Below are 11,446 nucleotides of genomic sequence, written 5' to 3'. Positions count from 1 at the left end.
GATGATAGTGCGGATTGCCCGTGTGAAAGTAGGTAATCGTCAGGCTCCCCAGCAGCAAGCACAAACCCCACCTGACCCGGTGGGGTTTTTGCCGTTTACGCGTGCATGAGATGGGCGCGCATTTCGCCCCCCACCTTCGCGACTCACCCGCACCGCATCTTCCCGGTACACCGCGCTGGCTGATTGTCGCGAATCGAGTCCCTGCTGCATATCGCCAACAGACAATTTCTTTCAGCGCCGCCGCGCCTATTCGCAGCCAGCGGCGCCCATCGTTAATTCCGAATCACTGCGTGGCAGTATCCCCCACGCCGCTTGCCCCAACAGGCAACTCGGCATCGCCAGAATCCGTTCGCCCAACTTCAGCAAGCAACGCCTCATCGCGTGCAATCACCTTCGGCAAGTGCGTACGCAAAAATTCGACCCAGGTCCGCGTCTTTGCATCGATGAACTTGCGCGATGGATAAAGCGCGCAAACATTCATCTTCTGCAGCGTATATTCCGGCAACACACGCGCTAAAGTGCCATCACGCAACCCTGAAATGGCCGCGTAAAGCGGCACCATGCCGATGCCCATTCCCTCGCGAATCGCCACGATCAGCGACTCCGCGATGTTCACGTGCACGGGCCCATTCACTTCCATCGTCTCGCTGCCATTCGGGCCGTCGAGCACCCATTCGTGCGGCGGAAAGGCAGGCGTATGCAGGATCAGGCACTCGTGATGCGCCAGATCGCCCGGTTTTTGCGGCGCACCGTGCGCACGCACATAGGCCGGCGATGCGCACAGGATGCTAAACGTCGTCCCCAGCGGCAGCGACACAAGATCTGAATTTGGCAGAGTCGAAGCGCCGATCACGGCGACATCGGCGCTGCCTTCGAAAAGATCGGGCATGCGCTGCGACAACGTCAGTTCGACGGTCACTTCCGGATAAAGCGCGCGATAGCGCGAGATGGCCGGCAACACATAATGCTGGCCGATGCTCGCGAAGCTATGCATGCGCAAAGCGCCAGTCGGTCGCTCATGTGCGCAACTGGCTTCTTCTTCCGCGGTGTCGACATCCGCAAGTATCTGCTGAGATCGCTGCAGATAGCGCTCGCCCGCGGTGGTGAGCGCGAGCCGTCGCGTCGAACGGTTCAGCAAACGCGTACGCAGGTGGGCTTCGAGTTCCGAGACGGCGCGGGACATGGCGCCCGTCGTCGAATTGAGCGACTGCGCGGCGGCGGTAAAACTACCGGCTTCGACCACGCGCACGAACACTCGCATATTTTGTAACGTATCCATCGATCCTTCTATTTCACGGCAGAAACCGTATTGTCCGTCTGTCTCGGAAGCGCATTGTTGTCCGTTCTGGAAGGGACGTTCCGCGCGCATCCCCTTAATGCGCACATAGCATGCTCCTACAATCGGCGCCTTGCCTGCCGGTGTGCGCAGTCTTCGCCGGTGCTTCTTTCAGCGACCAACCGGGGCGCATTGCTTGCAGATGAAACGCCAACATGCGACCAAACCGACGGCGGAGCATTTCCGACCGTGGAGCGTCATGTGGCAATCGTTCAACCGGCAAACGTTCAGTCCCGCCGTGCGCGACTGGGCGAACAGCGATGGCCTGATCTGGTTGCATCTGCTGAAAACCGTCACCGCGGGTCTGCTGGCGCTGGGCATTGCGATGCTGCTCGATCTGGCACAGCCACGCATCGCGATGACCACGGTGTTCGTGCTGATGCAGCCGTTCAGCGGGATGGTGCTCGCCAAGAGTTTCTACCGCATTCTCGGGACCGCGGTGGGGACGGTCGCTGCGCTGGTGCTCGGCGCGCTGTTCGTCCAGCAGCCCGAGTTGTACATGCTCGGCATGATCGGGTGGGTGAGCGCCTGTATCGCAGCAGCGGTCCGGTATCGGCATTTCAGGTGGTACGGTTTTGTGCTGGCGGGCTACACCGCCGCTTTGATTGGCATTCCGAATGTCACGGCGCCGCACGGCCTGTTTCTGGCGGCGCTCACGCGCGCGGCGGAAGTGGCGGTCGGCATTGTCTGTTCGAGCGCGGTAAGTGCGCTGATCGTGCCGCAGCGCTCCAGCCTTGCACTGCGGCGCGCGCTGCACAGACGCTACGCGAATTTTACTGCGTTCGCTGCCGACGTGCTGAATCGCGGGATCGGGCGGGGACAGTTCGAGCGGCGCTTTGCGGACCTCGTCGACGAAATCGTCGGTTTCGAAGCGACGCGGACGTTCGCCGCCTTCGAAGATCCGGCGATGCGTTCCCGCAGCCAGCATCTCGGCCGTCTGAACGGCGAATTCATGGATGCTTGTGCGCGCCTGCACGCGCTGCATCAACTGCTCAAACGTCTGCGCGCAAATGGTTCGGCACCGATGGTCGCGGCGATCAAGCCGTACTTCGATGAGCTGGCCGCTCTGCTTGCGAGTCGGGGCGAGGCAACGATCGACGCATCGCGCGTAGCGGCCCGCCTGCGTCTCTTTCAGACGAGCTTGCCACGACGCGTGCGCGAAACGAGAAGACCCCTGGAGCCGATAGCCGCCGAATCGCTGGCGGACTTCGATACCGCAGCGGAACTGCTCTACCGCTTCGTCGACGAATGGATCCGCTACTCGGAGACCTATGCGTCGTTGGCGCGGCGCAAGCCGGCAAGCCCGCAGCGCAACCCCAGCCGCTATGTGAGTCGGTATGTGAGCCGCACGAACAGCTTCGTCGTCGCGTTTACGTTTGTGCGCTCCGCCGTGGTGATGGCGATTGCCGGCTGGTTCTGGATCGCGACCGACTGGCCCAGCGGCGGTCTCGCGGTGATCGGCGCGGCGCTCGCGTGCGCGCTGACCTCGACCGCGCCGAACGCGACAAAGATGGCCGTGCAGATGGCGGTCGGCGCCGTGTTCGCGACCATGACCGGCTACCTTTTCACGTGCTACGTGTACCCCAACATCGATGGCTTCCCGCTACTTTGCACGATGCTCGCACCAGTGCTCGCGCTCGGCGCGTTCATCGCGACGCGCAAGCACGCTGCGGGATACGGCATCGGTTTTTCCGTGTTCTTCTGCCTGCTTGCCGGGCCCGATAATGTCGTCACCTATACACCGGATCTGCTCATCAACAACGGCATCGCGCTCACTGCGTCGATGTTGCTGGCGGCGCTCGTCTTCGCGGTGGTTTTTCCAGCCGACATGCCGTGGCTCATCGAGCGGATCATGGGCGACTTGCGTGCGCAAGCCGTGTGCGCATGCAGGGATGAATTGCCGGGACTCAACCAGCGTTTCCAGTCGAGCACGCACGACCTGACTTCGCAATTGCGCATGCTATTGACGCGGCGCTCCCGGCGTCGCCGGGACGTATTGCGCTGGATGCTCGCCACACTCGAAGTCGGTCACGCGGTGATCGATCTGCGCAACGAAACGGCGCGCGCCGCTTATGCGCACGCGCTCCATCCACGCTGGAGCAGCGCCATCGAGCGCACCTGCGACGACCTCGCGCAGCTCTTCGAGCGGCCCGGCACGCGAGCGCTCGAACGCGCGCTCATCTCCGTGCGCTCGGCCACGTGGATAGCGCAGGACATGCTGCAAACCGTTCATGCGGATCGCGACAGGCGCCACGACCTGCAGCGCATCCTGAGTTGCCTGCACTTCATCCGTACCGCGCTGCTCGACAAAGACGCGCCGTTCAACACGCGTTGACCGATGCGCGTCACCCTCGTCGAACGTGCCGATCCTTCCGCCAGATGGAAAGATCACTTCCGGACAGCCCCGTTTATCTGCGTAGGTGGCAGCCATATAGTTTCACCACTGCCACGCAGTAACCGTAAGTCCTGGAGAACGAAATGAAAGTGTTGAAGATTGTCCTGATTGCCTGCTCTTTGTCCGCTGCCGTCGCTCATGCACAAACGGCGCCCTCCGCACCCGAGCAAAAGGTTGCCCAAGCGAATGCGCAGCGCGCCAACGACGTCGCCGCAAAAGGCCGCGTTGCAGCGCCGAAGGCCAAAGCCGAAGAGTGCGTCGGCCCTGTGAGCTTCTGCGACATTTACTTCGGCAGCTAAGCAACGCCACACGGGCAACACCTGAAGTACCAGCAAGACCTGTCGCGAGCACAGTGCACGCGACGAAACACCTGACCGCGACGCCGTCCCATTGAAACGTCGCGGGCGGGTGTGATGATCTGGCTACCGAGCGAAGCGCACCGCAGACGTGCGCACCAGGTAGACTGACCGCTGACGATGGAGAGACTCAGTTTCATGTACGAAGACCGGATTCGTTGTGCCGCGTTGCGCGGACAAATCACCTCGGCCGCCGAAGCGGCGCTTCTGATTCAGGACGGCATGCGTGTTGGCGCCAGCGGCTTTACGCGCGCGGGCGACGCGAAGGCCGTCCCGGTTGCGCTTGCGGAGCGGGCGCGGCAGGAAGGCAAACCGCTGCGTATCACGTTGATGACGGGCGCCTCGCTCGGTCACGACGTGGACCGCATGCTCACCGAGGCGCACGTGCTCGCGCGCCGTCTGCCATTCCAGGTGGACAAGACCTTGCGCGACGCGATCAATCGCGGCGAAGTCATGTTCGTCGATCAGCATCTGTCCGAAACCGTCGAGATGCTGCGCGCGAACCAGCTCGGCAAACTCGACGTTGCGATTATCGAAGCCGCCGCGATCACCGAGACCGGCGGCATTGTGCCGACCACCTCGGTCGGCAATTCGGCCAGCTTCGCGATTCTCGCCGACAAGGTGATCGTCGAAATCAATCTTGCACAGCCGCTCGCTCTCGAAGGGCTGCACGACATCTGGATTCCGGGCCGCAGGCCGAACCGCGAGCCGCTGCCGATCGTCCGTGCGCAAGACCGCGTCGGCACGCCGGCCATCGAGATTCCGCTCGAGAAAATCGTGGCGATCGTCATCACCAATATGGCCGACAGTTCGTCGACGGTGCTGCCGGCGGACGAAGAGACCGAGTTGATCGCCGGCCATCTGATCGAATTCTTCCAGCACGAAGTGTCGCGCGGCCGCATGCCTGCGCGTTTGCCGCCGTTGCAGGCGGGCATCGGCACGATTGCGAACGCGGTGCTGGCCGGCTTCGTCGATTCGCCTTTCGACGCCTTCGAAATCTACTCAGAAGTACTGCAGGATTCGACCTTCGATCTGATGGACGCCGGCAAGGTGACCTTTGCCTCGGGTGCGTCGATCACGCTGTCGGCCGCGCGTCAGGCGCAGGTGTTCGGTGAACTCGAACGCTATCGCGACCGCCTCGTGCTGCGTCCGCAAGAAGTCAGCAACCATCCGGAAGTGATTCGCCGGCTCGGTCTGATCGCGCTGAATACCGCGCTCGAACTCGACATCTACGGCAACGTGAATTCGACGCACGTGGGCGGCACGCACATGATGAACGGCATCGGCGGCTCGGGCGATTTTGCGCGCAACGCATCGTGCGCGATTTTCGCGACCAAGTCGATGGCAAAGGGCGGCCGCATTTCGAGCATCGTGCCGATGGTGCCGCATTGCGACCACAACGAACACGACGTGGACGTGGTCGTGACGGAGCAGGGTCTCGCCGATCTGCGCGGGTTGGCGCCGCGTGAACGCGCGACGTTGATCATCGCAAACTGCGCGCATCCGCTGTATCGCGATCTGCTGCGCGATTACTATCGGGATGCCTTGCGAGGGGGAGGACAGACGCCGCACCGGTTGGACCAGGCTCTCGCCTGGCATATGCGGCTGCGCGATACCGGCTCGATGTTGCCGGCGGTCGAAGCAGTGCTTTAAGCCTGCGAGGCGTCAGGTGGCGTTCGCCCCTGACGCCTTCCGACATCAGGTGCTGCGCTCAGCTACCTCGTCGGACGAGCCGGATAAGAAACAACAGAATGACCGCGCCGATCACAGCGGTGATGATCGAGCCGATCCAGCCGCCGCCCAGCGAGATATGCAGCACGCCGGCGAGCCAGCCGCCGATGAACGCGCCGACAATCCCGACGATGATGTCGACGATCAGGCCGAAGCCGCCGCCTTTGACCAGCACACCTGCGAGCCAGCCCGCGATCGCGCCGATAATGAGCCATGCAATGATGCCGTGTTCCATATTCGAGACTCCATGGTTGAGTGAAAGAAAATCACGGTGCTAGAGCTTAGTCGAAGGTTATGGGACAGTCCATGTTCAGGACGCGGAATTAACATTGTCTGAATCTATTGCAAGCTAAGTGTAGACGATGCGCGCCAACATGGGGGACTTACGCACGATGTGTCACTCCGGCGTCGGCTCCGCTTCCCGTGCGGTCCAGCTGACGCTGGAGACGCTCTTTTCCATGCTCAGCCGGCTTGCCATCTGTTCGAGCTTCGACTGATCTTTGGGATGCAGCTTGAGCGTCGCCGTCACGCGAATACGTCCTGGATCGTTCTCGACGTCTTCGCTCGTCAGGCTCTGGAACGACAGCGGCGTCGAGTACATCGAGTTGGAGATGGCGGTGCGAATATGGATCTCGTCGGCCTCACGGCAAACGATCGTCAACACGTACTCGCGAACCAGGTCGGCGTTCGAAACCGGCGCCGCGTTGATCGTACGGCTGACTTCACGCAGCACCGTATTGGTCAGCAACACGACCGCGGTGCCGGCGAGCGCCGGCCCGTAATGACCCGCACCGCACAATACGCCGACCGCCGCCGAGCACCATAATGTCGCTGCGGTGTTGATCCCCTGGATGGAGCCTTTGTCGCGCATGATCACGCCGCCGCCGAGAAAACCGACGCCGGACACGACGTACGCGGCGATCTGGGTGACGCCGGCTGTGCCGGTGCCGGTCAGTACGCCGAGCGTGACGAACAGGCACGCGCCGCTCGCGACCAGCGTGATGGTGCGCAGACCGGCATTGCGCTGACGCATCTGCCGTTCGAGGCCGATGGCGACGCCGCAAGCGAAGGCGGCAGCCAGCCGCAGGATGAATTCGAATGTCATCGTTCGGTAAGGTTGGGGCGCGTGTTCGCGCAGTGTGAACTCGACGCATGACAGCAGCGCGTCGCCTCCCATGGATGCACGCAGTCAGGTGTGACGAAGCACGCGAGCAGAGGTTCGCGGCGCGCTAAGGCGTGGCGCATCGGCGTGGCAACGGGCCATGCGGGGCTTCACTGGTAATCCAAGGGGTGTGAACGACGTGCACCGTCGGCCCGAAGGCAAGACGGCGACAGATAGACGACTGGCGCGGAAATCTTGCCGATCAGGCGACCGGGCGAAGCGAAGCTCGACGGGGACTACTGCTACTGTCCAAGATCGTGATTCCGGTTAAATGAAGTGGGCGAATTTTAGGCGGCTCTGCGAAGTTAAGTCAAGTCGGAAGCAAACGGCGTGTCGAATTGATTGCCGCGTGTTTGAGGAAGTTTCTGCTAACGCGGCGGAACAATCATCGCATAAATACGGACTCCGAATATTGACGGTCCCCATCCCGGAAAACACACTGTCTGGATACGCCGGAACGTGTCGTGTTGCTGCGGTGTTCAATCCACGTTTCGCTTGTCGCGGTTGCTCGCGGTTTCATTTGCGCATTGTTCAGATGTCTTGGCGCGAGGAGTCAGGCGCAATCCACCAGCACGCCGTCGTCGCTTATGTGTCGCTTATTCGTCGCTCATGCGCCGTTCAGCCCAATTGAGGAAGGTATGAAAGTTAAAGCTTCCGGCATGGTTGCCGGTGCGTTGTTGGCGGTCGCTCCGCTCGTGTCGTTCGCCGCGGGTCTGCCCGCACCGTTCGAAGGCAGCAGCACGTTGCAGGCGGAGGGCGTCGTTAAATCGATCGATCAGGCAAGACAGTCGCTGACCTTGCTCGACGCGCAAGGCGGCGAAGGTTCGTTCACAGTCACGGATGCACGCAGCCTCGCGCAGATCAGGCAGGGCAGCAAGGTCCATATCCGGATGATCCGCAATGCCGTGATCAGGGTCACGCATGCCGCGGACGGTCAAGGCAAGCTTGCTCAGGCAGCCCAGCGCGACACCGTGCAGAACGTGACCGCCGAGGTCGCCGCGGTCGATCACGCAAACGGTGTGCTGGCGCTGAAGGGCGCGAATGGCTCGGTGTTCCATATCCAGGGCCGCGAGCCGGCAAAGGTCGCCAATGTCACGCCGGGCATGCAGGTGTTTGTGACGTTCGCGCCGGAAGTCAGCGTGGCCGTCGCGCCCTGGCAGTAACGGTCACGCAGTTACGGTCACTCAGTAACGGCCAACTCACTCCGGCTCGCCGGGCACGAGGCGCAAGCGCGTGATTTCTGAAGGTGCGCCCAGACGCTTCGGCGGTCCCCAGTAGCCGGTACCTCGGCTCGTGTACACCCACAGCCCGTTCAGGCGCGCGAGACCGGCAGTGAAAGGTTGCTGAAGCCGCACGAAGAAATTCCACGGGAAGAACTGGCCGCCGTGCGTGTGGCCGGACAACTGCAACGTAAAGCCCGCCGCCGCGGCTGCTTCGGCGGAGCGCGGCTGGTGCGCGAGCAGTACCTTGATCAGCACGTCGCCAGGCGCGCCGGCGAGTGCCGCAACTGGATCGCTGCGGTGTAACGGGTCGTGATGGCCCGCGGAATAATCGGTCACGCCGGCAATCACCGCACGGGCGCCGTCGTGATCCACGATCACGTGCTCGTTAAGCAGCACGTTCAATCCCAGACGACGGAATTCGTCGATCCACGCATTCGCGCCAGCGTAGTACTCGTGGTTGCCGGTCACGAGGAAAGCGCCGTGACGTGCGCTGAGCCGTGACAACGGCTGCGTGTGTCGGGTCAACTGCGACACGCTGCCGTCCACCACGTCGCCGGTCACGGCGATCAGATCCGGCTTCAGGCGATTCACCGCGTCGACGATCGCGTCCACATAGCGGCCTTTGATGGTCGGCCCAACGTGGATATCGCTGATCTGCACGATCGTGAAGCCATCGAGCGCTTCCGGCAAATCGTCGATCGGCACCTCGATCGTCACCACCCTCGCGCGGCGACGCGCGTTGAACAGGCCGACCAGCGTCGAGAGCAGCGCGAGCAACGGCACCGCCGCCGCCGACCCGGTCCGCCAGTGTCCGATCGCGATCGTGTTCGGCCAGATCGCATCGACGGTCAGCAGCGACGCGAGCGCCAGGTCGCGCACGAATGTCAGCACCAGCAGCGACGAGAAGAAGCCCATCGCCAGCAGCCCGACCCACGCGAGCCGGTCGCCGAGCGGTTGCCGCTTGATGCTGCGCGCCATCATGCCCAGCGGAATCAGGAAAATCGACAGCACGAGCCACAGCGCGCTCAGCCAGCGGCCGGTGGTATCGATCGGCATGTCCGGAAGCAGACGCAAGCCGACGTAGATATGCAGCAGGATGCCAATCAGGATGAAGCGAAAAAAAAACGATGAGCGGCGCATAGAGAGGATCAGGGCGGGAAGGGGCCGACGCGAGCGGAGGAGCGGCGGCGATTCGTCGGCGGCAGCGACGCGCTGGCAACCGAGGCGATTCATTCTACCGGCATGTGCCGCCCCTTGCCGACGGCGCCGGATTTGTGGCTCGACTTGCCGGAGTCACCATGCCTGAAGCCCCGGGCAGGGTAGTGCATTGCAGCAATCCGCATCACTGCATGCAGTTCGCCGACGCGCGTTCCGCAACCTAATTAAATGGGCTTTGAATTGTGTTCGAGCGTGGACTATGCTCAAAAGGAACCAGCTTGCTTTAAGGCCGCCACGAGGGCCGCAGCGGTTCGGTAACGGCTGGTTTTGTCGCCGGCAGAGGGCGAAGGGGGAGGCACATCATGAAGCTGCTCAGATCGGGCCATCAATTGCGCCACGCGCATCATGCGCATCATGTCGGATACGAGGGCAGTCATGTGATGCTGCCGCTCGTCGTCATTTCGTTGATGGCGCTCGGCGTGTACTTCGGCGTGCGCAACATCGACTTCTCCGAACTGGGCAAGAGCGCATTATTCGATGTGGTGATGCTGTGCGTTGCGCTGGGCATCGCGGGACTGTTCGGCGTCGTCGGCGCATGGCTGCGTTCGAATGGAGACGACGCCAATGAGGGCTTCTGCTTTGTCGGCGCGCTGATCGGCACCGTGGTGTTCTACGTGGCGCTGCTCACCTGAACCCACCGGCGAACGGCGCGCCGCGCGTCAGACGATCCGGGCGGCTTCGTCGAATGAGAAACGCGGGTTGCGCGCGAACAGTTTCGACGGGTCGCCGTAGCCGAGATTGATCAGGAAGTTCGACTTCACGGTCGTGCCGGCAAAGAACGCTGCGTCGACCGTGGCGGCGTCGAAGCCCGACATCGGACCCGTGTCCAGACCGAGCGCGCGGGCGGCGAGAATCAGATAGCCGCCTTGCAGCGTCGAATTGCGAAATGCCGTATCCGCGATCGCGCGGTCGTTGCCGGCGAACCAGCTGCGCGCGTCCGCATGCGGAAACAGTTTCGGCAGATACTCGTAAAACGCCATATCCATCCCGACGATCACCGTGACCGGTGCCGCCATCGTCTTCTCGAGATTGCCCGCCGACAACGCCGGGCGCAGCTTTTCCTTACCCTCGGCCGTCTTGACGAAGACGAAGCGGCCGGGGCTCGAATTGGCCGAGGTCGGGCCGAGCAGCGCCAGCTCGGTGAGTTGCCTGAGCAGGGCGTCGTCGACCGGCTTGGGCTGCCAGCCGTTATGCGTGCGCGCTTCGCGAAAGAGCTGATCGAGTGCCTGATCGGAAAGAGTCATGATGAGGGTCCGTCGAAAGTAAAGCGTGGGAGACTGGAATGACAGCGCAACCCGCAGGTGTGAGCGTATGCGCCGTTGCCGCCATAATAGCCAGGGTTCTCACCCGCGCGCCTGGCTCGCGCGATCGCATCCAGGTAACTGCATGAAGGATCTTTTCGACGACCTGCCGACGCCCGACGTCGACTGGTATCCCGACTGGCTGACGCCCGCCGCGGCGGAGCAGGCTTTGACGCAACTGATCGACGAAGTGCAATGGCGTCAGGACACGATGGGCACGCCCGCCGGTCGCGTGGCGCTGCCGCGTCTGACCGCGTGGCAGGGCGAACCGGACGCGGTGTACATCTACTCGGGCATTCGCAATGTGCCGCAACCGTGGACGCCGGCCGTCGCGGAACTGAAGGCGGCAGTGGAGGCGGTCTGCGGCGCGCGTTTTAACAGCGTGCTGCTCAACCGCTATCGCAGCGGCGCCGACAGCATGGGCTGGCATGCGGATCGCGAGCCCGAGCTCGGCGCCCGGCCGGTGATCGCGTCGGTCAGCCTGGGCGCAGCGCGCAGGTTCGATTTACGGCACAACAAGACCGGCGTCGTGCAATCTTTTTTGCTGAAGGGCGGTAGCTTGCTGGTGATGAAGGGCAACACGCAGGCGAACTGGCGGCATCGGGTGCCGAAAGAGCCGCGTGTGGCCAGCGAGCGCGTCAATCTGACCTTCCGCTGGGTGACGCCGCAAGCGGCTGCCCGCTAATTCGTTCGCGCCTGACGTCCCGCCACGGCTGGTCCCGCA

At 62.8% G+C, this 11,446-nt stretch carries 11 protein-coding genes; 6 read left to right on the top strand and 5 right to left on the bottom strand.

Features of this window, described 5'->3' with window-relative positions; genetic code table 11:
- Positions 1 to 283: 283 nt before the first annotated feature.
- Positions 284 to 1,279: a LysR family transcriptional regulator gene (locus tag HV744_RS27995; protein ID WP_175152605.1), complete on the bottom strand. Its 996-nt coding sequence runs from the start codon at positions 1,277 to 1,279 to the stop codon at positions 284 to 286.
- 199 nt (positions 1,280 to 1,478) lie between these two features.
- On the opposite strand from HV744_RS27995, the gene HV744_RS27990 reads away from it, so the two are divergent.
- The 3 genes from HV744_RS27990 (at position 1,479) to scpC (ending at position 5,740) form a co-directional block, all read left to right on the top strand.
- Complete coding sequence (locus tag HV744_RS27990; protein WP_175152604.1) at positions 1,479 to 3,671, top strand: FUSC family protein; 2,193 nt, start codon at positions 1,479 to 1,481, stop codon at positions 3,669 to 3,671.
- Between the two features lie 143 nt (positions 3,672 to 3,814).
- Positions 3,815 to 4,030: a hypothetical protein gene (locus tag HV744_RS27985; RefSeq protein WP_175152603.1), complete on the top strand. Its 216-nt coding sequence runs from the start codon at positions 3,815 to 3,817 to the stop codon at positions 4,028 to 4,030.
- Positions 4,031 to 4,225: 195 nt separating this feature from the next.
- On the top strand, positions 4,226 to 5,740 hold the full coding sequence (gene scpC, locus HV744_RS27980) for a succinyl-CoA:acetate CoA-transferase ScpC (protein WP_175152613.1): 1,515 nt from the start codon (positions 4,226 to 4,228) through the stop codon (positions 5,738 to 5,740).
- A gap of 58 nt (positions 5,741 to 5,798) precedes the next feature.
- Here the strand turns inward: scpC and HV744_RS27975 are convergent, their stop codons facing one another.
- Complete coding sequence (locus HV744_RS27975; RefSeq protein ID WP_084585457.1) at positions 5,799 to 6,053, bottom strand: GlsB/YeaQ/YmgE family stress response membrane protein; 255 nt, start codon at positions 6,051 to 6,053, stop codon at positions 5,799 to 5,801.
- Positions 6,054 to 6,215: 162 nt separating this feature from the next.
- Complete coding sequence (locus HV744_RS27970; RefSeq protein ID WP_175152602.1) at positions 6,216 to 6,923, bottom strand: MgtC/SapB family protein; 708 nt, start codon at positions 6,921 to 6,923, stop codon at positions 6,216 to 6,218.
- A 695-nt stretch (positions 6,924 to 7,618) separates the two neighbouring features.
- On the opposite strand from HV744_RS27970, the gene HV744_RS27965 reads away from it, so the two are divergent.
- Positions 7,619 to 8,143 carry a hypothetical protein gene (locus HV744_RS27965; RefSeq protein WP_175152601.1) on the top strand — a complete coding sequence of 175 codons (525 nt, stop codon included), beginning with the start codon at positions 7,619 to 7,621 and terminating at the stop codon, positions 8,141 to 8,143.
- A 36-nt stretch (positions 8,144 to 8,179) separates the two neighbouring features.
- Here HV744_RS27965 and HV744_RS27960 read toward each other — a convergent pair whose 3' ends face one another.
- Positions 8,180 to 9,343 carry a metallophosphoesterase gene (locus HV744_RS27960; protein ID WP_175152600.1) on the bottom strand — a complete coding sequence of 388 codons (1,164 nt, stop codon included), beginning with the start codon at positions 9,341 to 9,343 and terminating at the stop codon, positions 8,180 to 8,182.
- A gap of 380 nt (positions 9,344 to 9,723) precedes the next feature.
- Here HV744_RS27960 and HV744_RS27955 point away from each other — a divergent pair, with 380 nt between their 5' ends.
- A complete protein-coding gene (locus HV744_RS27955; protein ID WP_175152599.1) occupies positions 9,724 to 10,053 on the top strand; it encodes a hypothetical protein in 330 nt (109 codons plus the stop codon).
- Between the two features lie 27 nt (positions 10,054 to 10,080).
- Here the strand turns inward: HV744_RS27955 and HV744_RS27950 are convergent, their stop codons facing one another.
- Positions 10,081 to 10,665, bottom strand: a complete 585-nt coding sequence (locus HV744_RS27950; protein ID WP_175152598.1) for a malonic semialdehyde reductase — start codon at positions 10,663 to 10,665, stop codon at positions 10,081 to 10,083.
- Positions 10,666 to 10,807: 142 nt separating this feature from the next.
- Here HV744_RS27950 and HV744_RS27945 point away from each other — a divergent pair, with 142 nt between their 5' ends.
- Entirely contained in the window at positions 10,808 to 11,407 is a 600-nt protein-coding gene (locus tag HV744_RS27945; RefSeq protein WP_175152597.1) for an alpha-ketoglutarate-dependent dioxygenase AlkB family protein, read from the top strand.
- Positions 11,408 to 11,446 lie beyond the last annotated feature (39 nt).

It is taken from the genome of Paraburkholderia ultramafica (assembly GCF_902859915.1).
Taxonomy (GTDB): domain Bacteria; phylum Pseudomonadota; class Gammaproteobacteria; order Burkholderiales; family Burkholderiaceae; genus Paraburkholderia; species Paraburkholderia ultramafica.
The sequence above is the reverse complement of the archived record's forward strand: the minus strand, read 5'-3'. Positions and strand labels throughout refer to the sequence as shown.